The sequence below is a fragment of the Marivita sp. GX14005 genome, assembly GCF_023370775.1.
GTDB lineage: Bacteria > Pseudomonadota > Alphaproteobacteria > Rhodobacterales > Rhodobacteraceae > Marivita.
Map to the genome: position 1 here is coordinate 197,587 of NZ_JAMCCQ010000001.1, position 25,670 is coordinate 223,256.

Here is a 25,670-nt window from a genome sequence, read left to right on the forward strand (position 1 = left end):
AAACGGTTTGGCGCGATACTGCTGCGCGACGGATATCATTGTGCAAAGGATGCAACCAAGGTGATTTCGCGTTTTCTGATCTCGGCCGCCGCGCTGTCGCTCCTCGGCGCCGCACCGCAGCCTGCGTATGCCCAGGCGAAGGAAAAATGCTATGGTGTCGTCCTCGCCGGCGAGAATGACGGGTTGAGCGATCCCGAGCGCAACAAGGCCGGTAGCGCGACCGTCGACTACCAAGGCAATGCCTGGGTTCTCGTCGATGCCGATCGGTGTTTGTCGATCACCCTGCCTCCTATGGCAGACGGAACCCCGCGTCGCGGTGCTCTGGAGCCGCTCGATCGGGACCGGCCCGAGGATTGACCCTTGCAGGCCGCCGCGGAGGGCTTACCTGTCTTCCAAGGGCTGGTTCGAGGGGCAAGCAATACATGACCGACCGCACGATCTTTCGCTTAAGCGGCAATGACACACGCGAATTCCTGCAGGGCATCGTTACGAACGACGTTTCCAGGCTGGACGCAGGGCTTGTCTATGCCGCGCTTCTGACGCCGCAAGGCAAGTATCGTGCGGATTTCTTCCTCGTGCCGGACGGTGACGGCGTTCTGCTCGATGTGGCAACGCCCCTCGCGGCCGGACTGAAACAGGCGCTTTCAATGTACAAGCTCCGCTCCGCTGTCGAAATAGAGGACACCGATATCGCGGTCACGCGCGGGCTTGGCACACCGCCCGGAGGTGCGTTTGCCGACCCGCGTGATGCGGCTCTGGGCTGGCGCGGATATGAAGGCCAGCCCGGCGATAAGGATGTCGACTGGGACGCCGTTCGCGTCGATGCCATCGTGCCGGAAAGCGGGATTGAACTGACGCCTGACAGCTTCATTCTCGAAATGGGGTTCGAGCGTTTGAACGGTGTGGATTTTCGCAAGGGATGTTTCGTCGGACAGGAAATCGTGGCGCGCATGAAGCACAAGACCGAACTGCGCAAGGGGCTTGCACAGGTCTCTGTCTCGCAGCAGGTGCCAGTCGGCACCGAGATACTGTCGGGCGAAAAACCTGCCGGTACGCTTTACACGCAGGCAGGCGATAAGGGTCTGGCCTATCTGCGCTTCGATCGTGCGGAGGGCGGCATAACGGCGGGCGACGCGGCCGTCATGCTGATTTCGAAAGGTTAGGCGCGCTCTGCGTATTCCATCGTTTCGGTGTTCACCACGATCATCTCGTCCTGCCCCACAAAGGGCGGCACCATCACCTTGACCCCGTTATCGAGGATCGCCGGCTTGAAGCTGTTGGCCGCTGTCTGGCCTTTGACGACCGGTTCGGTCTCCGTCACCTGACAGGTCACTTTCTGTGGCAGTGTGGCGTTCAGCGCCTCGGACTCATGGAACTCCACCACGATGGTCATGCCGTCCTGCAGGAACGGGCGGCGGTCGCCGAGGATGTCGGCGGGCAATTCGACCTGATCGTAGGTTTCGGTATCCATGAACACCAGCATCCCGTCACTTTCGTAAAGGAACTGCATGTCCTTCTGTTCGAGCCGCACCCGCTCGACCTTGTCGGCGGAGCGGAAGCGCTCGTTCAGCTTGGAGCCGTTGCGCAGGTTTTTCATTTCGACCTGAGCAAAGGCGCCGCCTTTACCGGGCTTTACATGGTCGGCTTTCACCGCAACCCACAAACCGCCATTGTGTTCAAGGACGTTTCCGGGGCGAATTTCGTTTCCGTTGATCTTGGGCATGGCAAATCTTTGACAAAAGGTTGATGGGGATTTGGCCGACCCTATATCTGGGTGATGAGTGCCTGTCCAGACGACCATATCTCGTGGCAATATCGCCCCAAGCCATGCGCAGCGCGCATGGATGGTATGCTGACATGGTGTATCCGAATCGAAGGAATTACGCCATAACGAGCCTCACGCCGGAAAGACAAGAGCAATAATCACAGGACGAGTCATGAAGGATTTCGTTGACGGTACCGCCTTCAACGCAGAGCAAGGCAATCGCGCACGCAAGTTGTTTGCGGCGGTGGTTCTTGCTGCATTGGATGACGCAATTGCCGATGACAAGAAATACGGCAACGGGCCCGAACAGATCGCCCGTTGGGCGCGCTCGCGGGATGGCCGCGAGGTTCTCAGCTGCGCCGGGATCGATCCGAACGAACGGGTTGTCGCCGGGCTGATGGAATTCGTGGGTAAGGGTGTGCGCACGTCCGTCGCGCTCTCGCGCGAGGAAAGCGAGCGTCGCAACGCCGCGGCACAGCAGGCCGAAGCCGCCTGAATACGACAAGACTGCCAATATGCAAAGAACGCGTCCTGATCCGGGCGCGTTCTTTGCATTTCTGCATATTGGTTCGGAATCTGGACCGCTAGACCCTTAGCCAGCGCGGGCTCGGCCGGTCTTCAATCCAGTTCCTGGGCAATCAACATTCGATGAATTTCCCGGCGCACAAGTTTGCGTACATTTCGAGTGATCCGCTCGCCAAGCGTGCCCTGCAGTTCCTGACGCACGATATCGCTCACCAATGCGCGGAGTTGTGCCTCGTCGATCGGAAGCGATCCGATCTGCGACTCATCGCAAGGCTGATCTGCACCGCGCTCCTCAACGTCAGACGTCCCCGCCTCGGCTTCAGTCTCATCGAGCGGCGACATGGTATTGACGGGCGCCTGATGAGTTTCGCCAATGTCTTGCTCGGGTTCGGGCCATGTTCCCTGCGGATGCACCACGTTCGATGGCGAAGGCTCCGCTGCCTCTTCCGGCACCTCGACAAACGGCGCGGTCTCGGACCAATCCATCGGATCGGAGGGCATGGGCGCTGTGTCGTCCACCGCGCTTTCGCGTTCTTCCTCAAATTCGCCGCTATCGCGCGCGACAAGACGGCCCAGCGCGGCGACCTTGTCCTCCAGACTGAGCGGCGGCCAGGGCGGCGCGTCCTGCACGGCTATCTCGGCGGTATCCGAAGCCTCGTCAGTAGCAGCATCGCTTTCTTGCGCATTATCCTCAGCCTGCTCGTCGGGCGCCTCTGTTTCCGGCCCCGCGTCATGCGACGTGAGCACGGCGGCGACCTCTTCTTCTACAAGCCGCGCCAGACCCAGCTTATCGCTCGCCCCGGCCTCGTCCGACCGATCCTGGTGGGGCGCATCCTCCGCGTCGGGGAAACTGTGCTCGACGTCACCGAATTCGGACAGACGCGCGTTTTTCGGTAAATCCTCAATCGGTTTCGGCGCAGCCTCACGGACCGGCTCGGTCAGCAGCACTGGATCGCGCCCCCGGTCCGCCGGTTCGTCAACGCGCTGCGCTGGCGTGAGAACGAGCTTGTCGGGCTCTTCCGAGGGCTTGCGTGCCGGCGGCATGGCGCGCGCTTCCTCGGCCACGAGCTTGCGAATGGACGACAGAACGTCCTCGATTTCCACGCTTGTCACGGGATCAGACATGGCTCACCACTGCTACCTCGTGTTCAGAGTAGCGGCCATCGGCCAATCGCACAACAGATAGCGAAAATCTTAGTCTTTTCCCAGCGCCTTGAGAACACGGTCAAGTTGCTTGCCCTCGTTGCTGAGATGCGAAGGCGCATCCTTGACGAGGTTATAGTAAGCCGCGGGATCGTATTGCGGCACGTTGAGGCTCAGCTCTTCGGTCGTCAGCTGGCCCAGAGCCTGCAGCACGCGATACGCGGCGATCGTTTCGTCCACCTGCGCCGAGATGCGCGCCGACCGGGCATCGAGCAATTCCTGCTCTGCGTCCAGAACGTCGAGCGTGGTGCGCGCGCCGAGAGCCGCCTCTTCCCGGATGCCCCTGAAAGCCACGGTCGCTGCGCGGACCTGCTTTTCGGTCGCCTCGATACTGGCCCGCGCGATACGAAGCTGCGAATAGGCGACGCCGACATTCTGCGCGATCTGATCGATGGTCTGATGGAGCGATCCGCGTGCCGCATCGCGATTGGCCATTGCCTGCCGAACAAGCGATGAGAGACGTCCGCCTTGATAGATCGGTCCGCCGGCTTCGACCCCGATAGAGCCACCGCGCGTGAACCGTTCGCTGTCGATTCCCTCGGTCACGGTCAGGCGCCCTGCAAGGCGCACCGATGGCTTCATCGCCGCTTCGGCCCGCAGGATATTCAATTCGGCCGCCGCGACCTGATGCTGCACCGATTTGATCTGCGGATGCAGCCGAACGGCGATGGCCTTGGCCGTTTCGATGGTGTTCGGCAGATTGGGCAATGTGCGCGGCGGTTGAAGATCACCGGGCAAGCGGCCGACGACGGCTAGATATTCCTCGCGTGCGATGGTCAATGCACCCTGCGCGGCGGCAAGCTGGCTGCGGGCGGCGGCAAGGCGCGCTTCGGCGAGCGACGTGTCGGTCCGCGTCACCTCGCCGACCTCGAACCGTTCCTGCGCCGCACGCAATTGCTGCGTGATGAGCCGCACGTTATTCTGCCGCAGCGCCACGTTCTCAAGCGCCCTACGCACTTCCATGAACGCCTCGACCGCCGAGAAAAGCACCTGCTGCTCGACCGATTCAAGTTGCTGCCGTGTGCCGAGCACCGCTTCCTTCGCGGTGCGGATGGCGAGCCGGTTCTGGCCGCCGTCATAAAGCGTCAGCTCCCCGATCAGGCTGCCCGAAATGGTGTTGGAGACCGTCGGCACGATCTCATTGCGCGTCGAGGCACTCCGCGAGGTGCCGAACTGGCGCGTCGCATCCGCCGACCAGTTGAAGACCGGGCGAAGGGACGCAACGGCCTGCGCGACATCCTCGTCGGCCGCGCGCAAGACGGCCCGGTTCTGTTCGAGCAAACCGCTGGTCTTGTAGGCACCGATCATCGCGTCGGCCAGCGTTTCGGCCAAGGCCGCGGTTCCGCCCGTGGCAAGGCCGAAGATCAGCGCAAGGCTCGTCATCGTTTTGCGTTTCGCCATTCCTGCTCTCCTCGGACTGTCTGCCCGTTATGATTGTCGCCTTTCGGGCCTAAAGCGCGAAGGCGGTTTTCTTTTCGAATCCCGGCATGACCGGCGCGGATGCGTTGAACGCAAAGCGCCATGTCATCACGCCGTCGAACTTGTAGCCGATCCGCGCGACACCGAGCGCGCCTTCCATGAACACGCAACCGATCCGCCCGCCATCCTTGATCTGGTCCAGAAGCGCATCGGGCAATTCGGCGACACCGCCTTGCAGGATGATCGCATCATACGGCCCGTGCTGCGGCGCCCCTTCGGTGAGCGCGCCCTGATGCAGCACGACGTTGTCGGCGCCCTGTTCGGCCAGCAGCCCCTGCGCCTCCTGCGCCATGTCGGCATCTTCCTCGACCGCGATCACCGCTTCCGCGAGATGGGCGATCACCGCGGAGGAATAGCCGTAACCCGCACCAATATCGAGCACCAGCTCGTCCCGCTGGATGTTCAGCCCATCGAGCAGCTTGGCCAAGGTTCGCGGCTCGAGCACCACCCGGCCGGGCGCCAGCGGAACATTCTCGCTGATATAGGCCGCTTCGATCTGTTCGGACGGAACGAACACCTCGCGCTTGACCGACAGCATCGCGTCGATGATGGGAAACTTGGTCACATCCGAAGGGCGCACCTGCGTGTCGACCATCATGTTCCGGCGGGCGGCAAAATCGCTCATGTCCTAAACTCGTTCGTTCAGTTGTTTGACCTGTTTTTTGCCACAGACCTCTGCCATCGGCAATCCGCTGCCAACGAGAAAAGCCAAGACTGCGTCGAACATGCATCCGCGCCCCGGCGCAAACCCGCCGAACGCCATCACGGCGCCGCGCCTGCCGTCAGACGGCCTTCAGCGCGCGTTTGAGTTCCTGCACCAAGAGAGTCTCGGACGTGCCCGTTTCGAGTGCGAGACGCCGCAGCCCGAAATGCACATGCGCCATCTCCTGATAATAGCTTGTATAGGCGTAATTCGTCGCCGCGCCCGCTGCCGCGCCGAGAATCGGAACCGTCTGCGCAGCAAGCTTCTGACCAAGAACCGTTGCAAGGCGCGGGGCGACCGAACGCAACAGGCCGTGGACCGTCGCACCGGTCAGCGTCACTCGCGTGCTCAGAAACGCCATGTTCGCGCCGTCATCGGCTTCCAGCGGTCCTGCGCTCGCAAAGACCGTCAGGCAATCGCTCAGAACGCCGGGATCGTTCGGATCGAACCCCCGTTCCGCCGCGATCCCCTGCACCGCCCGCAGCAGGATCGTCGTCGTGACCGGCAACTCGGCCAGGGCGGTCGGCAATCCGCCGGCGCCGCCCGCGGCACCCATCGCGGTGGTCAGGGCCGTGTTCAGCCAGGGTTTCTGATCCGGCACCGCGCGGCGCGATTGCCGGGCGGCCAGAAGCGCCACCCGCAGCGCGCGCTCGGTTGCCCCATCGAGCCCGCTTCGAACCGGAGCGGGCAGCCGTTCCAGCAGGTTCTCGGCCCGCCCGCCCAGCATGTTGAGAACCTGGAGCCCGACGCCTCCGGCCGCCTTGTGACGTCGCGCCAGAGCGGCGATGGCAACCTGCGTGTCGGTGTGAACGAGATCGGTATGTGTCATGCGCTATGAGATTGGGTCTGATCGCAAGGCGTTCAAGCCTCCGAAGTGACCGGCCCGCGAATTCCGTCCCAGGCGCCGTTTTGCAGCGAAAGGCCCAGAACGCGCAAAGGGTTGGTCGGTGGCGGCATGAGGACCTGATCCAGCCGCCGGAACCCGAACCGCCCGTAATAGGGCGCATCGCCCACCAGCAGAACGCGCGGCCAGCCATCCTGCTGCGCCTGTTCCAGACTGTCGCGGATAAGCGCGCCGCCCAGCCCTTCGCCCTGCGCCGTCGGATGCACCGCGACCGGGCCGAGCAGCAGGGAGCGCGCAGCGCCGATGCGCACCGGCCAATACCGGATCGCGCCGCCCAGGATGCCCTGCTCATCGCGCGCAACGCGCGACAGGGATGACACCGGAGCGACCCCCTCGCGCAGCCGGTAGGATGACAGCGCTTCCCGTCCCGGAGCGAAACAGAGATCGAACAGGGCTTCGACCTCCCACCAGTCGTCCGGGGTCTCGGGGTGCAGGGTAAACATAGGGCGGCTCTACGCGTTGGCGGGCGGATTGCGATGCGCCTATCACGCAGCCCTTGCGGCGGCAAACCGCGAACCTTGCGCCGTTGTCATGCCGTATCTTCCGCGCATATGCTGGCGCGGCGCGCCGGTCCCGGCTCCGCGTTCCGAACCCGAGGGAGACCACAATGGCCCTGAAACGCCTGATCACCGAATTCGGCATGGGCAGTTCGCTGCGCCGACAGGACTATACCGAAGCGGCCGCGCGCGCGGTGCGCGATGCGCTCTGGCACAATTCGATTAACCTCGCCGAACTCTACGGCAAGGAAAAATCCGATATGCGCATCACGGTCGAGATCGGCGTTCAGGAACCGGGCCGTGTCGATGTCCAGCGTGTCGCGGAGCTTTTCCCCTATGGCCGGATCGACGTCATCGCGCGCAAAGGCGGGCTGGACGTGCCGCGCAGCGACGGCGGCAAACCGACAGTGATCGCGAATGCCGCGATCTCGGTCGCGCTCGATCTGGAGGATACCGCATGAGCGAGCAGCGTTTCATCATCGAGATGGGGATGGGCAACGATCAATACGGAATGGACTACACCAAGGCCGCCGCCCGCGCGATCGAGGACGCGATCCGCCATTCCGCGATCCCGCTGTTCGAGGCGACCGGCCGGTCGCATGACGAGATGCGCGTGCAGGTGACGATCGGCGTCGCGGAGCCGGACAAGGTCGATTGCGCCGCTCTGGCGCGGAACCTTCCGCGCGGACGCGCGGAGGTGACAGCGGTCGAGGGCGGGCTCAACGTCACCAATCCCGACACTGGGAATGTGCTGGTCGTCGCCACAGCAGCAGTCGAAGCGTTCCTTCCGCGTCAGGGCTAGGGCCAAGGGCTTTCGGAAGCCCTTGCGAGCGTTTTTGGAAAAGCTCGGGGGCCTAGTGATCGCCGAGGATCCCAGTGCGCACACCGTAATCGACGGCCAGCGCGTAGTCGGGATCATCGTCGCTGTCGATCACCAGATGCCCTGCCTTGGACAGCAATCTGTGACAGTCGCGGCTCAGGTGGCGCAGTTGCAGCTGCTTGCCGGCGGCCTCGTATTTGCCCGCGACCGCCTCGATGGCCTGCAACGCCGATTGATCGACGACGCGGCTTTGCGCGAAATCGGCGATCACGAGGTCAGGGTCGCCCTCAACGTCGAAGATCTCGATGAAGCCATCGGACGAGCCGAAGAACAAAGGCCCTTGGATTTCATAGACTTTCGCGCCTTTCGAGGTCGTGCTGTCGCGCGTGATGGCGTGGATGCGCCGCGCGTTGTTCCACGCATAGGCGAGCGCCGAGACGATCACGCCGACAACCACCGCCACGGCGAGATCCTCAAGCACCGTCACGACAGTCACGAGCAAGATCACGAATGCATCGGTCAGCGGCACCTTGCGCAGGATCGTCAGCGAATTCCACGCGAAAGTGCCGATCACCACCATGAACATCACCCCGACAAGCGCCGCCAGCGGGATCAGTTCGATCAGCGGCGCGGCGAAGAGGATGAACACCAGCAGGAACAGGGCCGCCGCGATGCCCGCGACACGCGTGCGGCCGCCGGATTTGACGTTGATCATCGATTGGCCGATCATGGCGCAGCCGCCCATGCCGCCGAAAAAGCCTGTGACGGTGTTGGCGATACCCTGCGCGATACATTCCTGGCTCGCACCGCCGCGCTGGCCGGTGATCTCTCCCACCAGGTTCAACGTCAGCAGGGATTCGATAAGCCCGATGGCGGCAAGGATCACGGCGTAGGGAAGGATGATCTCAAGGGTTTCCCAGTTGAGCGGCACGAGCGGGATGTGGAACGCCGGCAATCCGCCCTGGATCGAGGCGAGATCGCCGACGCGCGGCACATCGAGGTCGAACCCGATCACCAGCGCCGCCACCACAGCAATCCCGACAAGCGGTGCCGGCACGAGGCGGCTGAAACGCGGCATGACCCAGATGATCGCCATGGTCAGCACGGTCAGGCCAAGCATCAGATAGAGCGGCGCGCCCGAGAGCCATTCGCCGCCGCCCATGCCGTGCCCCGTGGCCTCTGCGGAACCGGGAACTTTGAACTGTCCGAGTTGCGCGAGGAAGATGACGATCGCAAGACCGTTGACGAAGCCGAGCATCACCGGATGCGGCACGAGGCGAATGAATTTGCCCCATCGCATCGCCCCCGCGACGATCTGCAAGATCCCCATCAGAACAACGGTCGCGAAAAGATATTCGACCCCATGCTCCGCCACGAGCGCGACCATGACGACCGCAAGAGCACCGGTCGCACCCGAAATCATGCCGGGCCGGCCGCCAATCAGGGCGGTGATCAATCCAACGAGAAAGGCCGCATACAGACCGACGAGCGGATGCACCCCGGCGACGAAGGCGAACGCCACCGCTTCGGGCACCAGCGCCAGCGCCACCGTCAAACCCGACAGAAGCTCGATGCGGATGCGCGATGGCGTCAAACGCTCTTTCGGCATCAAGCTGAGATCGGGGATGGCAAGACGATTGGCAAAGGAGGCCAGAAGACCCTTGGGCATGAACACACTCGGTATGGACGGATGTAAGGGGCGCTGCCTAGTCGGTTTGCCGCCAAAAGACCATTGCGCCGGGCGAATACCTGCCATGCGTTTCAAGCCTAAACAAACGCCAAAGGCGACCCTTCGAAGGATCGCCTTCCGAATTTTTCGAAAATTCGGTCCGCGTCAGACCAGCGTCGCCTCGGTTGCGGCGCGAATATCGTCCTCGGTCACGCCGTCGGCCGTCTCCACGATCCGGAGCCCGCCCTCGACCACATCGAGAACCCCCAGGTTCGTGATGATCCGGTCCACCACCCCCTTGCCGGTCAGCGGCAAGGTGCATTCCTTCAGCAGCTTGCTGTCGCCATGCTTGTTGGTGTGGTCCATCACGACCACGACTTTCTTGACCCCGGCCACCAGATCCATCGCGCCGCCCATGCCCTTGACCAGCTTGCCGGGGATCATCCAGTTCGCCAGATCGCCATTCTCGGCCACTTCCATCGCACCGAGGATCGCCGCCGCGATCTTGCCGCCGCGGATCATGCCGAAGCTCATTGCGCTGTCGAAATAGGCTGTGCGGCTGAGTTCGGTGATCGTCTGCTTGCCGGCATTGATCAGATCGGGGTCTTCCTCGCCCTCGTAGGGAAAGGGCCCCATCCCGAGCATCCCGTTTTCCGATTGCAGCGTGATGTCCTTGTCGCCGACGTAATTGGCCACCAGCGTCGGGATGCCGATGCCGAGATTGACATACATGCCGTCTTCGAGTTCCTGCGCGGCCCGTTCGGCCATCTTATTGCGATCCCAAGGCATTATGCGTCCTCCCGCTTGCGGACAGTGCGTTGTTCGATGCGCTTCTCGTGCTCTCCCTGGATAAGGCGGTGCACGTAAATTCCCGGCAAGTGAATATGGTCGGGGTCAAGCGATCCGCGCGGCACGATCTCCTCGACCTCGGCTACGCAGACCTTGCCGCACATGGCCGCCGGCGGGTTGAAGTTGCGCGCGGTCTTGCGGAAGACGAGGTTGCCCGTATCGTCGGCCTTCCATGCCTTCACGATGCTCAAATCGGCGAAAATCCCGCGTTCGAGGATATAGGTCTCGCCGTCGAAATCCTTGTGTTCCTTGCCCTCGGCGATCACCGTGCCGACACCCGTCTTGGTATAGAACCCCGGAATCCCGCAGCCGCCGGCCCGCATCCGCTCCGCAAGCGTGCCCTGGGGGTTGAACTCGAGCTCGAGCTCGCCCGACAGATACTGGCGCATGAATTCCGCGTTTTCGCCGACATAGGACGACATCATCTTTTTCACCTGCCGGGTCTGAAGCAGGATGCCGATGCCAAAGTCATCCACGCCTGCGTTATTCGACGCGAAGGTCAGATCCTTGACGCCGCTGTCGCGGATCGCTTCGAGAAGCAACTCAGGGATCCCGCATAGCCCGAACCCGCCTGCCGCGATCAACATTCCATCGGCAAGAAGCCCGTCAAGTGCCTCCGCTGCCGATCCATAGACCTTTTTCATAGCTCTCCCCTGCCTTGCGCGTTGTCGCCGTTTTCGCCCGTCCCCGGAGGTAAGTCAACGGCGGCAAACACGCCTGTCCAAGACGAAAAAGCCGCGCGCCCTTTCGGACCCGCGGCCATGCTCTTGGAAAACCGATCCGGTCAAATCAGCCTGACCTGCGTGCCGATCGGAACCAGCCCGTAAAGCTCTTCGATCTTCTCGTTGTAAAGGCCGATGCACCCGTCCGACGATTTGCGCCCGATCTTGCGCGTGTCATGTGTGCCGTGAATGAGATAGGCAGGCCAATCGAAATAAAGCGCGTGAGTGCCGAGCGGATTGTCCGGTGCGCCGCCCGCGACGGGTTTCCAATCGGGAAACCGCTCCATCTGGCTTGCCGTCGGCGTCCAGGAGGGGCCGATCTTCTTGCGCACGATCTTGGTATAGCCGCGCTTGGTCAACTCGTCCGATTTCGGCACGGAAGTGGGATAGACGCGATAATCGGTGCCATCCCCGCTCCAGAAATGCAGCGCGCGCGAAACGGTGTCGCATACGATTGCACCCTGCCCCAGTTCGCTGAAATGCGCGCGCCAGCTCTGCTGCGCGAAAGACGAGATGTTGCGGCGGTTGAACGGCTCGGCGCGGGCGAGCGCCGGAACCGTGCAAGCCGCTGCGGCAGCGCCAAGAAGGGTGCGGCGGGAAAAACGGGGATCGGACATGTCTGCTCCTTTCTTGATTGTTCGGCCAAGACGTCGCACGGGCGATCTCGCATGGCCAATAACATTCAATTGAAAAGATATGTTCCGCGGTTTTCCGCCTGCCTCAGCTGTCCTGATCTGCCTTGGCTGTCGATTTCTTTGCGCCCGTTTTGCTGCCTGTCGCCTTCTTTTTCGCCGTAGTTTTCTTGGTGGCAGCTTTCTTGGCGGGGGCCTTCTTGGCCGTTTTCTTCTTGCCGCCCTTCGCCGCCTTTTCCGCGATAAGAGCGACCGCCATATTCATCGTTACCGCCTCGGGCTCAACATCCTTCGGCAGCGTCGCGTTGACCTTTTCCCATTTGACGTAAGGACCGTAGCGCCCTTCCATGACGTTGACCGGCCCGCCCTCCTCGGGATGCTCGCCGAGTTCCTTGAGCGGTTTGGCCGCCGTGCCGCGCCCCCGGCCCGGATTGGCGCGCTTCTCGGCCAAAAGCTCCACCGCGCGGTTCATGCCGATCTCGAACACATCCGCCGGATCCTTGAGATTGACATAGACCGGCTTCGCGTCCTCCGGCCCCTTGTGCATGATGTACGGGCCGAACCGCCCGAAATTCGAACTGATCTCGCCGCCATCCGGATGCTCTCCGATCACGCGCGGCAGGCTGAGCAATGTCAGCGCCTTCTCCAGCGTCATCTCATCGGCCTGCCAGCCTTTGGGCAGGCTGGCCCGCTTGGGTTTCTTGTTCTCTTCGGTCGCCTCGCCGCGCTGCACATATGGCCCGAACCGGCCGGAGCGGAGCGAGATCTCGTCGCCATCATCGACGCCAAGGACACGGTCGCCGGTCTCGGCCGCATCGCCGCCGATGGGCCGGGTGTAACGACATTCGGGATAGCGTCCGCAGCCGACGAACCCGCCGGTGCGCGAGGTCTTGAGATGCAACTGGCCCTCGCCACACAGCGGGCAAATACGCGGATCGCTGCCATCCTCGCGCGGCGGATAAAGCTGCGGCGCCAGCGCGTCATCCAGAACGTCGAGCACTTCGGCAATGCGCAGATCGGACGTTTCCGCGATCGCCGCCGAAAAATCGCGCCAGAACCGGCCCAGCAATTCCTTATAGTCCTTCTCGCCAGCGCTGACGTCGTCAAGCTCGGCTTCCAGCGCGGCAGTGAAATCGTATTCCACATATCGCTTGAAGAAATTCAGCAGGAAGATCGTGACGATCCGGCCCTTGTCTTCGGGGATCAGGCGGTTCTGCTCTTTGCGGACGTATTCGCGATCCTGAATCGTGGTGATGATACTGGCATAGGTCGAGGGGCGACCGATGCCCAGCTCTTCCATCTTCTTGACCAGCGTGGCCTCGGTATAACGGGGCGGCGGCTGGGTGAAATGCTGGTCGGGTGTGATCTTTCGCTTCTCGGCCTTCTCGCCTTGCATGATCTGCGGCAGGCGTTTGTCGTCCTCATCGACGACCGTGTCGTCGCGGCCTTCCTCGTAGACCTTGAGGAACCCGTCGAACAGCACCACCTGCCCCGTTGCCCGCAAGCCCACCTGACCGTCCGCGCTTCCGATCTCAACCGTGGTGCGCTCCAGCCGGGCCGACGCCATCTGGCAGGCCAACGTGCGCTTCCAGATCAGATCGTAGAGCTTGCGCTGGTCCGGTTCGCTGATCTTGAGGCTTTGCGCATCCTTGGACATGTCGGCTGGCCGGATACATTCATGGGCCTCCTGCGCGTTCTTGGCCTTGTTCTTGTAGATGCGCTTTTCGCTTGGCACGTAATCGGCACCGTAGCGGTCCTTGATCGCCGCACGCGCCTGATCGACGGCTTCGGGGGCCATGTCGATCCCATCGGTCCGCATGTAGGTGATGTGACCCGCCTCATAAAGCCGCTGCGCCGCATTCATCGTCTGACGCGCGCCCATGCCGAACTTGCGACTGGCTTCCTGTTGCAGCGTCGATGTCATGAAGGGCGCGGAGGGGTTGCGCGATGCCGGTTTCGCCTCGACCGACTGCACCGAAAGATCACGGCTGGTGATCGCCTGCACCGCCAATTCGGCTTGAGTTTCGTTCTCTAGGTCGAACTTGTCGAGCTTCTTGCCCGCCAGAACCGTCAGCCGCGCCTCGTAGTCCTGTCCGCGCGGCGTGGAAAGAAGCGCCTTGACCGTCCAGTATTCGCGGGGGCGGAACGCCTCGATCTCCATCTCGCGCTCGACAATTAGGCGCAGGCAGACCGATTGCACGCGTCCGGCGCTGCGCGCTCCCGGCAGCTTCCGCCACAGCACCGGCGATAGGTTGAAGCCGACCAGATAGTCGAGCGCACGGCGCGCGAGATACGCCTCCACCAACGGCTCGTCGATATCGCGCGGATTCGCCATCGCTTCGGACACGGCCGCCTCGGTGATCGCGTTGAACGTCACGCGCTTTACATCGGTGGATTTCTTGATCGAACGGCGCTTGGTCAAGGCTTCCTTGAGGTGCCACGAAATCGCTTCGCCCTCGCGGTCGGGGTCGGTTGCGAGGATCAGCGCATCATCGGATTTCAAGGCGTCGGCAATCGCTGCGACATGCTTGCGGGAATCAGATCCGACCTCCCAGGTCATGTCGAAATCATGCTCGGGATCGACCGATCCGTTCTTGGCCGGAAGATCACGCACATGCCCATAGGACGCCAGAACAGTGTAGTCGGATCCCAGATATTTGTTGATCGTTTTGGCCTTGGCCGGGGATTCGACAACGACAACGGGCATGAACAGGACACCTTTCTGACTGCGGCTTACCGGGTTCGGCTGCATATGGCGGGGCAGGATGTGGTGTGCAAGGTCCAATTGTCAATTCGCCGCCAATCGGCGAGCGCGCTGGACCGCGGCGCGAAGCGGCCGGCAGGCGATGCCTGCCGATCGTGTTCTCTCAAGGTTGATTGCGCTAGTTGGCGAAGCCCGTATCGTTGTCGTCAGGGGAAATGATACCGGTTTCATCGGCCGGCATTGCCTGGCCTGGGGAGGCATTGAAATCGTCGCAGGCAGAGAGAAATAGCGCGGAAAATCCGACGAGAACGGCGGTAAGGCGTAAAATCATGTCGAGGGCCTTTCTGATAATATCATTGATCTGACGAAACAGGCCGCTCCGAAGAAAACGCGGAGCGGCCTGGACCGGTCAGTCGGTGAAGCCGTGGGGCTTACCCGTCATCGCTTTCGTCCATGTTGTCGTCGTCGATATCGACGCCATCGGCAAACGCGCTGTCATCCTGTTCGGAGATCACGCCGGGCGCAGCCGAGCCTTGCCGCTCCGGAACCACGACGGTCTGCCCGATGATCGTGCCATCCTTGGCATAAATCGGCGTCGTTTGCGCCATCGGTTCGGGATCGTCAGCGCAGGCGGCGAGCGTCAGGGCCGATGTCGTGCAAATGGCGAGTGTGGATTTCTTGAGCATTGGGATATGATCCTTCTGTTTCCTCTTCCAGCCGTCGATCGCGATTAGATACGCAGTTTGTCATCGGCCTCTGGCTGCCAACGCGGCGGTTTTTCAGATTGTTCCAGAACTTCGAAAATTTTTTTCATGATATGAGCGAGATGAGCCCTCCGGCCTGCCTGTTGATGCGCCCGTCAAGTTCGAGATCCGTCAGGATCGGCGATACCGCGCGGGACGAAGCGCCCAGATCGCGGATCAATTGGTCCTCACCCAACGGCGACGGGCCGAGCCTGTCGAGGATCTGCTGGTGGAGTTGAGCGACGTCTGCCAAAGAACGCTCGGGCACGGCCGGCTCCAGCGGCAATTGCGGCTCTGGCACCGACAATGGTTCTAGCGCTTCGATCACATCATCGGCGCTACGCACCAGCCGTGCCCCGTCGCGCAGGAGCAGGTTGCAGCCGCTGGCGCGCGCGTCGAAAGGATGGCCGGGCACGGCCATGACCTCCCTGCCCTGATCGAGCGCGGTGCGCGCCGTGATGAGCGAGCCTGACTTCACCGCCGCCTCGACCACGACAACGGCACGGGCAAGGCCGGAGATGATGCGGTTGCGCGCCGGAAAGTGCCGCGCCATTGGCTGCAGGCCCATCGGTTGTTCGCTGAGACGCATGCCGCCCTTTGCGGTGATATCCTCGGCGAGTTTCGCGTTCTCGGCGGGATAAAGCACATCGACACCACCGCCCAGAACCGCAATCGTGCCGTGGTCGAGCGCGGCGAGATGCGCGGCTGTATCGATCCCCCGCGCCATGCCGGACACGACGCGAAAGCCAGCCTCGGAAAGGCCGCCCGCCAATGCGCGCGCCATCCGACCACCCAAAGACGACGCGTTGCGCGCCCCGACCATCGCGATCAGCGGCTGGCTCAGGATGTCAGCATCGCCAACCGCCCAAAGAACCGGCGGCGCATCATCAAGATCGCACAGCGTTTTCGGATAGGCGGGATCGCCGCGGCAGAGCAAACGCGCCCCCGCCTGACGCGCGGCCTTGAGTTCGGCGTGAATGACGGCTTCTGGGCAAGTCCTGTAATCCTCGACCCCGGCCGCCCGTGCGATGTCAGGCAGCCTGTCGAGCGCCGCACCCGCAGAGCCGCAATCGCCCATGAGGCGGTAAAACGTGCTGATGCCCACGCGGCGCGAGCGCAAGAGACGGAGCCAGTCAAAGCGTTGGTCTTCCGTGGTGGGTGGGAGTAGGGGGTGAGTGGAAGAGTTGGGTTCCAATGTCAGCCTGCCTCCGTCTGCTTGCTGAAGCGACATTAGGCAGCGGAGGGTTAATCAAGCGTGAATGGCTGGCGGAAACATTGCCTGCCGGCCGATTAATTCGATAACCAACTGATAATGAATAAAACTATTTTCACCCTTCCGATCCACCGACCGTCAAGCCACCGATCATGACCGTCGGCTGACCGACCCCGACAGGCACCCATTGGCCCTGCTTGCCGCAATTGCCCATGCCCGGATCGAGCGCCATGTCATTGCCAAGCGCACGAATCTGCTGCAGCGCGGTCGCGCCATCCCCGATCAGCGTCGCGCCCTTGACGGCATCGCCCACCTTGCCGTCTTTCACGCGGTATGCCTCGGTGCAGGAGAACACGAACTTGCCATTGGTGATGTCGACCTGTCCGCCGCCGAAGCCGACCGCCCAGATACCGTCCTTCAGATCGGCGACGATATCGCCCGGATCGCTGTCGCCGCCTAGCATATAGGTGTTGGTCATGCGCGGCATCGGGATGTGCGCATAGCTTTCCCTCCGGCCATTTCCGGTGGGTCTGACACCCGTCAGCCGGGCGTTCTGGCGGTCCTGCATGAAGCCGACGAGCTTTCCGTCCTCGATCAGCACGTTCTTGCCCGAGGGCGTGCCTTCGTCATCCACCGTGATCGACCCGCGCCGGTCGGGGATCGTGCCATCGTCCAGAACGGTCACGCCCCTCGCCGCCACCTGCTGGCCCATCAGCCCGGCAAAGGCCGATGAGCCCTTGCGGTTGAAATCGCCCTCAAGACCGTGGCCCACCGCTTCGTGCAACAGGATGCCGGGCCAGCCCGGTCCGAGGACGATATCCATGACCCCGGCGGGCGCGGGCACAGCACCCAGATTGACAAGCGCGATGCGCAGCGCCTCGCGCGCCTTGGCCTGCCAATCGGCGGGATCGAGCAGCCCATCCAGCAAGACGCGCCCGCCGCCGCCTGCCGAGCCCGATTCGCGACGGCCGTCCTCCTCGACGATGACGCTGACATTCACGCGGGTCATTGGCCTGGTATCGGTCACAAGCGTGCCTTCCGGGCGCAGGATCGCCACTTCCTGAAGCGACGCGGCAATCGTCGCGCTGACCTGAACCACCCGCGAATCGAGTTCCCTGGCGAAGGCGTCGATCTCGCGCAGGGTCTCGACCTTTACGGGGAAACTGTGCCCGTCGATGGGATCGGCGTCGGTATAGAGCTTCGTATTCGTGCCCTGCGGCCTGTCGGCAAGCGTGCCCCCACCCTCGCCCACTGCAAGGCGCGCGGTTTCGACGGCACGCTTGATCGCCGATTCGGAAATATCCGTCGAATGGGCATATCCGGCGACCTCGCCGCGCACTGCGCGCAGCCCGAACCCTTCGGATGCGTCATAGCTGGCGGTGCGCACGCGCCCGTCATCGAACACCAGAACCTCGGACCGCCGACGCTCCAGAAACAGCTCGCCATCATCCGCGCCCGAAACCGCATCCTTCAACAGGGCAAGCGCGCGATCGCGGTCGAGATGCGTTTCGAACGGTTTGAAAGAAGCGTCGGACATGGGGTCTCCTTCGGGATAAATTTGATCTAGATCAAAGAAAGCGCTTTTTTGCCGCAAGCAAGTTTCTTTAACTGATGTGTAGAATATGGTTTTAACCGCAACCGAAGACAACGGGGCAGTTCGGGTCGTCGGCCGATTCCGGGCCGCCTCCGGCGCCGCTTGAACATTTACGCAACCGATCAGGGTAGGACATGCAACTCAAATCTTTGCTCTTGGGGCTGACCGCCGCACTTGCCGCCGCACCGGCGTTTGCCCAGCAAACGCTGGAGGTCATCGGCCGTCCGGTGGACCAGGGAACCGGCTTTCAGCCCGCCGCCACCGAACTGGCGCGGGATCTTCAATGGCTCGATGGGATCATCCTCATCATCATCACCGCCATCGTGCTTCTGGTGACGGCGCTGATCGCCTATTGCATCGTGCGCTTCAACCGCCGCGCCAACCCGACACCGTCCAGCTTCACCCACAACACCCCGATCGAGATCGCGTGGACGCTCGGCCCGATCCTCATTCTGGTGTTCATCGGGGCGTTTTCCCTGCCCGTGCTCTTCAAGCAGCAGGAAATTCCCGAAGGCGACGTGACCATCAAGGTCACCGGCTACCAGTGGTATTGGGGGTATGACTATGTCGGCGAGGAACTCGTTTACGATTCCTACATGATCGGCTCGCCCTTTACCGGCGGAGACAATCGCCTCACGCCCGAGGTCGAGGAGCAGCTTGTCGAAGCCGGCTACAGCCGCGACGACTTCCTTCTTGCAACGAATACCGCCGTCGTCGTTCCCGTCGGCAAGACCATCGTGATGCAGGTGACCGGCGCGGACGTGATCCATTCCTGGACGATCCCCGCCTTTGGCGTGAAACAGGATGCCGTTCCGGGCCGCCTTGCCGAGCTCTGGTTCACCGCCGAGAAAGAGGGCATCTATTACGGTCAATGTTCCGAGCTTTGCGGGATCGCGCATGCCTATATGCCGATCACCGTCAAGGTGGTGAGCGAAGCGGCCTATGACGCCTGGCTTGCCGCCTCCAAGGAGGCCGGGGACTACGTGGATGTCCGCACCGTCCTGACCAACTGATTTGAACGCCGTCGCGCGGCCCTGTCGCGCGCCGGCCCAGACCAGACGCATCCCCAGCCGAGCCGAGAGACCAGTGAGCGATACAAGCATCAACACCCGCGCATGCAGCACCGAACACGAGGCGCAATTCGGCGATTATTTCGCCCTGCTCAAACCTCGCGTGATGACGCTCGTGGTGTTCACCGCATTCGTCGGGCTCTTGGCTGCCCCGGCCCCGGTGCACCCTTTCATCGGGTTCTGCGCCATCCTGTTCATCGCCATCGGCGGCGGCGCATCGGGCGCGCTCAACATGTGGTATGACGCCGATATCGACGCTGTAATGAAACGCACGCAGCGGCGCCCCATTCCTGCCGGCAAGGTGACCGAAGGCGAAGCCTTTGCCATCGGCATCGCGCTGTCGGCCTTCGCGGTGGTCTTTCTCGGGCTTGCGACGAACTGGGTCGCTGCCGGGCTGCTGGCCTTTACGATCTTCTTTTATGTCGTGATCTACACAATGTGGCTCAAGCGGTGGACGCCGCAGAACATCGTCATCGGCGGTGCGGCCGGAGCCTTTCCACCGATGATCGGCTGGGCCGTCGCGACCGGCGGCATCAGCGTTGAATCGGTGCTGATGTTCTGCCTGACATTCATGTGGACGCCGCCGCATTTCTGGGCGCTCGCGCTCTTCATGCGCAAGGATTACGACAACGCCGATGTCCCGATGTTGACGGTTACGCATGGACGGCCGGCGACCCGCCTGCACATCCTTGTATATACCGCGCTGCTTGCGGTGCTCGCTGTCGCGGCGGGCTTCACACAGATCGGCGGGCCGGTCTACCTCGCCGTTGCCATCACGCTCAACGCGCTTTTCCTGCGCGGCGCGATCCGTATCTGGCGGCGCGACGAGGATATGGCCGAGGCCGACAATTATCTTGCCGAACGCAAGTTCTTCAAACTTTCCCTGCTCTATCTCTTCGCGCATTTCGGTGCGATCCTGATCGAGGCGGGGATCGACAAGCTCGGGGGTCTGGCATGAGCCTATCCAAGCAACACGAGCTTCACTCCCGCCGACGCGGCCGCAATATCGGTGTCGGGCTGGTTCTGGTGGCGCTGATTGCCATCGTTTTCGGCCTGACCGTCGTCAAGGTCACGCGCGGCGACTATGAGACACCCGCAACACAAACGGTGACGCAATGACATCGCTTGATCCAAAGACGAAAACCGCGCTTCAGGGAGTCGCCGTCGTGCTTTTCATGGGCGCGATGGCCTGGGCCTCCGTGCCGCTCTACGACTGGTTCTGCCGCGTCACCGGCTATGGCGGGGAAACCAATGTCGCCGAGGCCGGCAGCTCCGAGATTGTTGATCGCACGATCAAGGTGCGCTTCGATGCCTCGCTGGAACGCGGCATGCCGTGGGAATTCAAGCCCAAGCAACTCGAGATGGAGTTGCGGCTCGGCGAGGAAGGTCTGGCCTTCTACGAAGCCTACAACCCAACCGACCGCCCCGTCGCCGGCACGGCCAGTTACAACGTCGCCCCCTTCGGTGCGGGCAGCTACTTCTCCAAGATCGACTGTTTCTGCTTCGAGCAGCAACTTCTGATGCCGGGCGAGCGGGTCGACATGCCGGTCAGTTTCTTTGTCGATCCCGACATCCTCGACGATTCGGACGCGAAATTCGCCAAACACATCACCCTGTCCTATACGTTCCACGAGATCGAGTTGACCGACGACATGCAGGCCATGCTCGACGCCGACGAAACGGACAGCACGACACTGAACTAACGCCTATCCAAGAGGGACAAAAATGGCGCACGCAAAAGATCACGACTATCACATCCTGAACCCTTCCATCTGGCCGTTCATCGGCGCGGTAGCGGGGTTCGTGATGCTGTTCGGAGCAGTTCTCTGGATGCATGACAACGGCCCCTGGCTGTTCCTCATCGGCGTTGTCGGTGTGCTATACACGATGTTCGGCTGGTGGGCCGATGTCGTCGCCGAAAGCCAAGTCGGCGATCATACGCCCGTCGTGCAAATCGGCCTGAAATACGGCTTCATCCTCTTCATCATGTCCGAGATCATGTTCTTCGCGGCATGGTTCTGGAGCTTCTTCAAGCACGCCATGTATCCCATGGGCCCCGATAGCCCCGCTATCGACGGACAATGGCCTCCCGCCGGGATCGAAACGTTCGACCCCTGGCACCTGCCGCTGATCAACACGTTGATCCTGCTGTGCTCGGGCGCGGCGGCAACATGGGCACATCACGCGCTCGTTCATGAGAACAACCGCCAGGACATGAAATGGGGCCTGATCATCGCCATCGCGCTCGGCGTCATCTTCACCGGGCTGCAGGCCTATGAATACAGCCACGCGGCATTTGGCTTCTCGGGCAATATCTACGGCGCCAACTTCTTCATGGCGACGGGCTTTCATGGCGCGCATGTGATCATCGGCACGATCTTCCTCTTCGTTTGCCTGATGCGTCTGACACGCGGTCACTTCACGCCGAACAAGCATGTCGGCTTCGAAGCCGCTGCCTGGTATTGGCATTTCGTTGACGTTGTCTGGCTCTTCCTCTTCGCCGCGATCTACGTCTGGGGCCGCTGACCCCGCGCTGGGCTTTCCGGCTTGAACCGGAGGCTTGGACAAGGCTAAAGCAGGGCGCGCCGGTTCGGTGCGCCCTGTCTACGTTGAACGGAACCCCGCCCCTTGCGCCTCGCCCTCTCCATTCTGTTCGGTCTTATCGGCTTCGGCTTTCTGCTCTGGCTCGGCTTTTGGCAACTGGACCGTCTGGAGCAAAAGCGCGAGATACTGGCCGAGATCGACGCCCGGATCGGTGGCACGTTCCAACCCCTCCCCGCGCCCGGCGCGGCAAACCCCGAACGGGACCGCTACCTGCCCGTTATGCTGGAGGGAACATTGGGCGAGGACGAAATCCTGGTGCTCGTCTCGCAAAAGCATGTCGGCGCGGGGTATCGCGTGATCTCGCCCCTCATCCTCGCAGAGGGGCGCCGCATCCTGATCGACCGGGGCTTCATCCCGGTGCAGGATCGCGCCGCGGAGCGCAGCGCCTCCGGCGAAATCACCGTCGAGGGCAACCTCCACTGGCCGGACGACCGCACTCCGTCCACGCCCCAGAACGACATTGCTGGCAACACCTGGTTCGCCCGCGACGTGGCCGAGATGGCCGAGCTGCTCGATACCGAGCCGCTTTTGGTCATCGCCCGCCGCGTCACGCCGCGCGAGCCGGGTGTGACACCGCTGCCCGTGGACAGCAGCGGCATCCCGAACGATCACCTGCAATACGCGATCACGTGGTTTTCTCTCGCTGCCTTCTGGTTCGGAATGATCTCCGTGCTTATCTGGCGGCAATACAAAGGCAAGGAAGGCATCGGCTGATGCGCTATATCTCGACCCGCGGCAAGGCGCCTGCGCTTGGATTCGAAGACACGATGCTGTCGGGCCTTGCCCGCGACGGCGGGCTTTACGTTCCCGAAACCATCCCGACATTGAGCGCGGACGAGATCCGCGCGATGCACGGCCTGCCCTACGAGGAAATCGCCTTCCGCGTGATGCGCCCCTTCATAGGCGACGCCTTCACCGACGAGGTCTTCGCCGATCTGATCGGCAAGGCCTATGCCGGGTTCGGCCATGATGCGCGCGCGCCGCTCGTTCAACTCGGCAGCGGCCACTTCCTGCTGGAGTTGTTCCACGGCCCGACGCTCGCGTTCAAGGATTTCGCGATGCAGCTCATCGGACGGATGTTCGAAGAAGCCCTCACGAGGCGCGGCGATCGTGTCACGATTGTCGGTGCGACGAGTGGCGACACGGGCTCTGCCGCGATCGAGGCGTTTCGCGGGCTCGACGCCGTCGATGTGTTTATCCTCTACCCGCATGGCCGCGTGTCCGATGTGCAGCGGCGCCAGATGACGACGCCGGCCGAGAGCAACGTGCATGCCCTCGCACTCGATGGCGATTTCGACGATTGCCAGGCGCGGCTCAAGGACATGTTCAACCATTTCGAATTCCGCGATGCGGTGAACCTTGCCGGGGTCAATTCGATCAACTGGGGCCGCGTTCTGGCGCAGGTGGTCTATTATTTCTCTTCCGCCGTCAGTCTCGGCGCGCCGGGCCGCAAGGTCAGCTTCACCGTGCCCACGGGCAATTTCGGCGACGTGTTCGCCGGCTACATCGCCAAGCGCATGGGTCTGCCCATCGACCGCCTGATTGTCGCGACGAACCAGAACGACATCCTGCACCGCTGCCTGTCCTCGGGGGACTACACGACCGGCAGCGTCGCGCCGTCGATCAGCCCCTCGATGGATATTCAAGTATCGTCGAACTTCGAACGCGCCCTGTTCGATGCCTATGGGCGTGACGGCAACGCCGTGGCGCAGCTGATGGAAGAACTGAAACAGGGCGGCTTCCATGTCAGTCAGGGCGCTTTGGAAACCCTGCGCGAGCATTACGATTCGGGCCGGGTCTCAGAAGACGAAACATTCGCCATGATCGCCCATGCGCACAGGCACATGGGAGAACTGCTCTGCCCACATTCGGCCATCGGCGTTGCCGTGGCCGAGGCGCAGCGCGATCCGGCCGTGCCGATGATCACGCTCGCCACGGCGCATCCCGCGAAATTCCCTGATGCGGTCGAAAAGGCCAGCGGCGTTCGCCCGCCCCTGCCCGAGCGTATGGCCGATCTCTTCGACCGCGAGGAACGCGTCACGCGCGCGCCGAACGATCTGGGCCAACTCGAAACACTTATTCACGACAGGATCGCCTCTTGACCGTTCAACTCACCACCCTTTCCAACGGCTTCCGCATCGTCACAGAGGAAATGCCGGGTCTCGAAAGTGCGGCCATCGGCGTTTGGGTCACGGCCGGGGGCCGTCACGAGCGCATCGAACAGAATGGCATCGCGCATTTCCTCGAACATATGGCGTTCAAGGGCACCGAAACGCGCAGCGCGTTGCAGATCGCCGAAGCCATCGAGGATGTCGGCGGCTATATCAACGCCTACACCTCACGCGAAGTCACCGCCTATTACGCACGTGTCCTGCGCAATGACGTGGAACTGGGGCTCGACGTGATCGCCGATATCCTGCGCAATCCCGTCTTCGATCCGAGGGAAATCGACATCGAGCGCGGCGTCATCCTTCAGGAGATCGGTCAGGCCGCCGACACGCCGGACGACGTGATCTTCGACTGGCTGCAGGAAAGCGCCTATCCGGGCCAGGCCATCGGCCGCACCATTCTCGGTGAAAGCGGCCGCGTGTCCTCCTTCACCGAAGCCGATCTGAAGACCTTCGTGGACGAACATTACGGCCCTGATCAACTGATTCTCGCAGCGGCCGGCGCGGTCGATCACGCGAAGATCGTCGCGCAGGCCGAACAGCTTTTCGGCGATATGACTGCGCGCCCCGCCGCAGTGGCGGATGCCGCCGAGTTTCGCGGCGGCGAAAGCCGCAAGATCAAGGATCTCGAACAGGCGCATCTGGCGCTCGCCTTCGAATCGCCCGGCTATCGCGATCCGTCCTTCTATGCGGCGCAGGTCTATTCGACCGCGCTTGGCGGCGGCATGTCGAGCCGCCTGTTTCAGGAAATCCGCGAAAAGCGCGGGCTGTGCTATACCATCTTCGCGCAGACGGGGGCCTATTGCGATACCGGCATGACCACGATCTATGCCGGCACCAGCGGCGCGGAAATCCATGACCTCACCCACCTGACCATCGATGAGATGAAACGCGCCGCCGAGGATATGTCCTGCGCGGAAGTCGCCCGCGCGCGTGCGCAAATGAAGGCCGGGCTGCTGATGGGGCTGGAAAGCCCGTCCGCGCGCACCGAACGGCTGGCCCGCATGGTCCAGATCTGGGGCGAGGTGCCGCCGCTCGACGACACGATCAGCCGGATCGACAGCGTGACGACAGGCGATGTGCGCGCCTTCGGCGAGGATCTCGTGCGACAGGCCCCCGCTGCGTTGGCGCTTTACGGGCCGGTCGATGCCGCGCCCGAACTTGCCGCCCTGCAAGAGCGCCGCGTGGCCTGATGCTGTCGCTCCGGCGCAAATTGCGGCTCGACACCGAGCGGCTTCTGCTGCGTCCTCCCACCCATGGCGATTTCAATCCCTGGGCCGCCCTGCGCACGAGCAGCGAGGCGTTCCTGACAAAGTGGGAACCGAGCTGGGCCGAGGACCACCTGACGCGCCGGTCCTTCACGAACCGCGTCTACTGGGCAAACCGCGCCATCGGAAATGAATCGGCGATCCCGCTGTTCCTGATCCGGCGCGAGGACGACGCGCTTCTTGGCGCGATCACCCTCGACAATATCCGGCGCGGGCCGGCGCAATCGGCAACGCTCGGTTACTGGATCGGCGCCCCCTTCGCGCGGCAAGGCTACATGTGCGAGGCCATTGAAGCGGTGGTGCATCACGCTTTCGACCGGCTCGACCTGAGCCGGATCGAGGCCGCCTGCCTGCCAGAGAACGCCGCCTCGCGCGGGCTTCTGGAGAAGACGGGCTTCAAATACGAAGGGGTCGCGCAAAGTTACCTGCAGATCGACGGGCGCTGGCGCACGCATGTGCTTTACGCCTCCCTGCGTAGCGATCGGCGCGGCCGCACGACAGCAGGATAAGAGCCAAGACCTTTCGAAAGGTCTTGCAA

29 protein-coding genes are annotated in these 25,670 nt (G+C 62.6%); 14 read left to right on the forward strand and 15 right to left on the reverse strand.

The features are described from left to right. Window positions 1-60: 60 nt before the first annotated feature. Both bufA1 and ygfZ read left to right on the forward strand, forming a co-directional pair. Entirely contained in the window at window positions 61-357 is a 297-nt protein-coding gene (bufA1, locus tag M3465_RS01030) for a BufA1 family periplasmic bufferin-type metallophore (protein WP_502846092.1), read from the forward strand. 65 nt (window positions 358-422) lie between these two features. Next, window positions 423-1,163: a CAF17-like 4Fe-4S cluster assembly/insertion protein YgfZ gene (ygfZ, locus tag M3465_RS01035; protein ID WP_249499844.1), complete on the forward strand. Its 741-nt coding sequence runs from the start codon at window positions 423-425 to the stop codon at window positions 1,161-1,163. Here ygfZ and efp read toward each other — a convergent pair. Beyond that, on the reverse strand, window positions 1,160-1,723 hold the full coding sequence (gene efp, locus M3465_RS01040) for an elongation factor P (protein WP_249499845.1): 564 nt from the start codon (window positions 1,721-1,723) through the stop codon (window positions 1,160-1,162). The two genes, ygfZ and efp, sit on opposite strands and share 4 nt — an antisense overlap. A 214-nt stretch (window positions 1,724-1,937) precedes the next feature. Here efp and M3465_RS01045 point away from each other — a divergent pair, with 214 nt between their 5' ends. Beyond that, window positions 1,938-2,261, forward strand: coding sequence for a DUF6280 family protein (locus M3465_RS01045; RefSeq protein WP_072776460.1), 324 nt, complete (start codon window positions 1,938-1,940; stop codon window positions 2,259-2,261). A 122-nt stretch (window positions 2,262-2,383) separates the two neighbouring features. Here M3465_RS01045 and M3465_RS01050 read toward each other — a convergent pair whose 3' ends face one another. From M3465_RS01050 to M3465_RS01070, 5 genes are all read right to left on the reverse strand, one after another. After that, a complete protein-coding gene (locus tag M3465_RS01050) occupies window positions 2,384-3,415 on the reverse strand; it encodes a hypothetical protein (protein ID WP_249499846.1) in 1,032 nt (343 codons plus the stop codon). Between the two features lie 69 nt (window positions 3,416-3,484). Further along, the gene (locus M3465_RS01055; RefSeq protein WP_249499847.1) at window positions 3,485-4,894 is read right to left on the reverse strand and encodes a TolC family outer membrane protein; all 1,410 of its coding nucleotides are present in this window, start codon (window positions 4,892-4,894) and stop codon (window positions 3,485-3,487) included. 49 nt (window positions 4,895-4,943) lie between these two features. Further along, a complete protein-coding gene (locus M3465_RS01060; RefSeq protein ID WP_249499848.1) occupies window positions 4,944-5,597 on the reverse strand; it encodes a protein-L-isoaspartate O-methyltransferase family protein in 654 nt (217 codons plus the stop codon). Between the two features lie 157 nt (window positions 5,598-5,754). Next, window positions 5,755-6,504 carry an EcsC family protein gene (locus M3465_RS01065; protein WP_249499849.1) on the reverse strand — a complete coding sequence of 250 codons (750 nt, stop codon included), beginning with the start codon at window positions 6,502-6,504 and terminating at the stop codon, window positions 5,755-5,757. A gap of 32 nt (window positions 6,505-6,536) precedes the next feature. Further along, the gene (locus M3465_RS01070; RefSeq protein WP_249499850.1) at window positions 6,537-7,022 is read right to left on the reverse strand and encodes a GNAT family N-acetyltransferase; all 486 of its coding nucleotides are present in this window, start codon (window positions 7,020-7,022) and stop codon (window positions 6,537-6,539) included. A gap of 164 nt (window positions 7,023-7,186) precedes the next feature. Here M3465_RS01070 and M3465_RS01075 point away from each other — a divergent pair, with 164 nt between their 5' ends. Both M3465_RS01075 and M3465_RS01080 read left to right on the forward strand, forming a co-directional pair. Next, on the forward strand, window positions 7,187-7,537 hold the full coding sequence (locus M3465_RS01075; RefSeq protein ID WP_249499851.1) for a Lin0512 family protein: 351 nt from the start codon (window positions 7,187-7,189) through the stop codon (window positions 7,535-7,537). Next, window positions 7,534-7,878: a Lin0512 family protein gene (locus tag M3465_RS01080; RefSeq protein ID WP_249499852.1), complete on the forward strand. Its 345-nt coding sequence runs from the start codon at window positions 7,534-7,536 to the stop codon at window positions 7,876-7,878. The genes M3465_RS01075 and M3465_RS01080 overlap by 4 nt, the downstream gene beginning before the upstream one ends. A 52-nt stretch (window positions 7,879-7,930) precedes the next feature. On the opposite strand, the gene M3465_RS01085 is transcribed toward M3465_RS01080, so the two are convergent. The 9 genes from M3465_RS01085 to tldD form a co-directional block, all read right to left on the reverse strand. Continuing rightward, entirely contained in the window at window positions 7,931-9,565 is a 1,635-nt protein-coding gene (locus M3465_RS01085) for a SulP family inorganic anion transporter (RefSeq protein WP_249499853.1), read from the reverse strand. 165 nt (window positions 9,566-9,730) lie between these two features. Further along, entirely contained in the window at window positions 9,731-10,354 is a 624-nt protein-coding gene (locus tag M3465_RS01090; RefSeq protein ID WP_249499854.1) for a 3-oxoacid CoA-transferase subunit B, read from the reverse strand. Then, on the reverse strand, window positions 10,354-11,058 hold the full coding sequence (locus tag M3465_RS01095) for a CoA transferase subunit A (protein WP_249499855.1): 705 nt from the start codon (window positions 11,056-11,058) through the stop codon (window positions 10,354-10,356). Before M3465_RS01095 ends, M3465_RS01090 begins: the two co-directional genes overlap by 1 nt. Before the next feature lie 140 nt (window positions 11,059-11,198). Continuing rightward, complete coding sequence (locus M3465_RS01100) at window positions 11,199-11,753, reverse strand: L,D-transpeptidase (protein WP_249499856.1); 555 nt, start codon at window positions 11,751-11,753, stop codon at window positions 11,199-11,201. 103 nt (window positions 11,754-11,856) lie between these two features. Next, window positions 11,857-14,475, reverse strand: a complete 2,619-nt coding sequence (topA, locus tag M3465_RS01105; protein ID WP_249499857.1) for a type I DNA topoisomerase — start codon at window positions 14,473-14,475, stop codon at window positions 11,857-11,859. Window positions 14,476-14,650: 175 nt separating this feature from the next. Further along, the gene (locus M3465_RS01110) at window positions 14,651-14,803 is read right to left on the reverse strand and encodes a hypothetical protein (protein WP_249499858.1); all 153 of its coding nucleotides are present in this window, start codon (window positions 14,801-14,803) and stop codon (window positions 14,651-14,653) included. Window positions 14,804-14,903: 100 nt separating this feature from the next. After that, on the reverse strand, window positions 14,904-15,158 hold the full coding sequence (locus tag M3465_RS01115) for a hypothetical protein (protein WP_249499859.1): 255 nt from the start codon (window positions 15,156-15,158) through the stop codon (window positions 14,904-14,906). Window positions 15,159-15,282: 124 nt separating this feature from the next. Next, window positions 15,283-16,416, reverse strand: a complete 1,134-nt coding sequence (gene dprA, locus M3465_RS01120) for a DNA-processing protein DprA (protein WP_249500835.1) — start codon at window positions 16,414-16,416, stop codon at window positions 15,283-15,285. Window positions 16,417-16,543: 127 nt separating this feature from the next. Continuing rightward, window positions 16,544-17,965 carry a metalloprotease TldD gene (tldD, locus tag M3465_RS01125; protein WP_249499860.1) on the reverse strand — a complete coding sequence of 474 codons (1,422 nt, stop codon included), beginning with the start codon at window positions 17,963-17,965 and terminating at the stop codon, window positions 16,544-16,546. Between the two features lie 191 nt (window positions 17,966-18,156). On the opposite strand from tldD, the gene coxB reads away from it, so the two are divergent. The 9 genes from coxB to M3465_RS01170 all read left to right on the forward strand — a co-directional run bounded on the left by coxB (window position 18,157) and on the right by M3465_RS01170 (window position 25,641). Beyond that, window positions 18,157-19,035, forward strand: coding sequence for a cytochrome c oxidase subunit II (gene coxB / locus M3465_RS01130; RefSeq protein WP_249499861.1), 879 nt, complete (start codon window positions 18,157-18,159; stop codon window positions 19,033-19,035). 73 nt (window positions 19,036-19,108) lie between these two features. After that, window positions 19,109-20,050, forward strand: coding sequence for a heme o synthase (gene cyoE / locus M3465_RS01135; protein WP_249499862.1), 942 nt, complete (start codon window positions 19,109-19,111; stop codon window positions 20,048-20,050). After that, a complete protein-coding gene (locus M3465_RS01140) occupies window positions 20,047-20,211 on the forward strand; it encodes a cytochrome c oxidase system small membrane protein (protein WP_249499863.1) in 165 nt (54 codons plus the stop codon). Before cyoE ends, M3465_RS01140 begins: the two co-directional genes overlap by 4 nt. Continuing rightward, window positions 20,208-20,795, forward strand: a complete 588-nt coding sequence (locus M3465_RS01145; RefSeq protein WP_249499864.1) for a cytochrome c oxidase assembly protein — start codon at window positions 20,208-20,210, stop codon at window positions 20,793-20,795. The genes M3465_RS01140 and M3465_RS01145 overlap by 4 nt, the downstream gene beginning before the upstream one ends. 22 nt (window positions 20,796-20,817) lie before the next feature. Then, complete coding sequence (locus M3465_RS01150) at window positions 20,818-21,618, forward strand: cytochrome c oxidase subunit 3 (RefSeq protein ID WP_249499865.1); 801 nt, start codon at window positions 20,818-20,820, stop codon at window positions 21,616-21,618. Window positions 21,619-21,720: 102 nt separating this feature from the next. After that, complete coding sequence (locus M3465_RS01155; RefSeq protein WP_249499866.1) at window positions 21,721-22,410, forward strand: SURF1 family protein; 690 nt, start codon at window positions 21,721-21,723, stop codon at window positions 22,408-22,410. Beyond that, entirely contained in the window at window positions 22,410-23,798 is a 1,389-nt protein-coding gene (gene thrC, locus M3465_RS01160; RefSeq protein ID WP_249499867.1) for a threonine synthase, read from the forward strand. Before M3465_RS01155 ends, thrC begins: the two co-directional genes overlap by 1 nt. Beyond that, entirely contained in the window at window positions 23,795-25,057 is a 1,263-nt protein-coding gene (locus M3465_RS01165; RefSeq protein WP_249499868.1) for a M16 family metallopeptidase, read from the forward strand. Before thrC ends, M3465_RS01165 begins: the two co-directional genes overlap by 4 nt. Continuing rightward, the gene (locus tag M3465_RS01170) at window positions 25,057-25,641 is read left to right on the forward strand and encodes a GNAT family N-acetyltransferase (RefSeq protein ID WP_249499869.1); all 585 of its coding nucleotides are present in this window, start codon (window positions 25,057-25,059) and stop codon (window positions 25,639-25,641) included. Before M3465_RS01165 ends, M3465_RS01170 begins: the two co-directional genes overlap by 1 nt. The last annotated feature ends 29 nt before the right edge of the window (window positions 25,642-25,670 follow it).

Coding starts and splice junctions, on each gene's coding strand:
- M3465_RS01115 (WP_249499859.1), bottom strand. CDS start 15,158: ATGCTCAAGAAATCCACACTCGCCATTTGCACGACATCGGCCCTGACG.
- M3465_RS01080 (WP_249499852.1), top strand. CDS start 7,534: ATGAGCGAGCAGCGTTTCATCATCGAGATGGGGATGGGCAACGATCAA.
- M3465_RS01100 (WP_249499856.1), bottom strand. CDS start 11,753: ATGTCCGATCCCCGTTTTTCCCGCCGCACCCTTCTTGGCGCTGCCGCA.
- M3465_RS01060 (WP_249499848.1), bottom strand. CDS start 5,597: ATGAGCGATTTTGCCGCCCGCCGGAACATGATGGTCGACACGCAGGTG.
- M3465_RS01095 (WP_249499855.1), bottom strand. CDS start 11,058: ATGAAAAAGGTCTATGGATCGGCAGCGGAGGCACTTGACGGGCTTCTT.
- M3465_RS01110 (WP_249499858.1), bottom strand. CDS start 14,803: ATGATTTTACGCCTTACCGCCGTTCTCGTCGGATTTTCCGCGCTATTT.
- M3465_RS01055 (WP_249499847.1), bottom strand. CDS start 4,894: ATGGCGAAACGCAAAACGATGACGAGCCTTGCGCTGATCTTCGGCCTT.
- M3465_RS01145 (WP_249499864.1), top strand. CDS start 20,208: ATGACATCGCTTGATCCAAAGACGAAAACCGCGCTTCAGGGAGTCGCC.
- M3465_RS01070 (WP_249499850.1), bottom strand. CDS start 7,022: ATGTTTACCCTGCACCCCGAGACCCCGGACGACTGGTGGGAGGTCGAA.
- efp (WP_249499845.1), bottom strand. CDS start 1,723: ATGCCCAAGATCAACGGAAACGAAATTCGCCCCGGAAACGTCCTTGAA.
- M3465_RS01140 (WP_249499863.1), top strand. CDS start 20,047: ATGAGCCTATCCAAGCAACACGAGCTTCACTCCCGCCGACGCGGCCGC.
- M3465_RS01085 (WP_249499853.1), bottom strand. CDS start 9,565: ATGCCCAAGGGTCTTCTGGCCTCCTTTGCCAATCGTCTTGCCATCCCC.
- tldD (WP_249499860.1), bottom strand. CDS start 17,965: ATGTCCGACGCTTCTTTCAAACCGTTCGAAACGCATCTCGACCGCGAT.
- coxB (WP_249499861.1), top strand. CDS start 18,157: ATGCAACTCAAATCTTTGCTCTTGGGGCTGACCGCCGCACTTGCCGCC.
- M3465_RS01150 (WP_249499865.1), top strand. CDS start 20,818: ATGGCGCACGCAAAAGATCACGACTATCACATCCTGAACCCTTCCATC.
- M3465_RS01075 (WP_249499851.1), top strand. CDS start 7,187: ATGGCCCTGAAACGCCTGATCACCGAATTCGGCATGGGCAGTTCGCTG.
- M3465_RS01090 (WP_249499854.1), bottom strand. CDS start 10,354: ATGCCTTGGGATCGCAATAAGATGGCCGAACGGGCCGCGCAGGAACTC.
- ygfZ (WP_249499844.1), top strand. CDS start 423: ATGACCGACCGCACGATCTTTCGCTTAAGCGGCAATGACACACGCGAA.
- topA (WP_249499857.1), bottom strand. CDS start 14,475: ATGCCCGTTGTCGTTGTCGAATCCCCGGCCAAGGCCAAAACGATCAAC.
- M3465_RS01065 (WP_249499849.1), bottom strand. CDS start 6,504: ATGACACATACCGATCTCGTTCACACCGACACGCAGGTTGCCATCGCC.
- thrC (WP_249499867.1), top strand. CDS start 22,410: ATGCGCTATATCTCGACCCGCGGCAAGGCGCCTGCGCTTGGATTCGAA.
- M3465_RS01170 (WP_249499869.1), top strand. CDS start 25,057: ATGCTGTCGCTCCGGCGCAAATTGCGGCTCGACACCGAGCGGCTTCTG.
- M3465_RS01050 (WP_249499846.1), bottom strand. CDS start 3,415: ATGTCTGATCCCGTGACAAGCGTGGAAATCGAGGACGTTCTGTCGTCC.
- M3465_RS01045 (WP_072776460.1), top strand. CDS start 1,938: ATGAAGGATTTCGTTGACGGTACCGCCTTCAACGCAGAGCAAGGCAAT.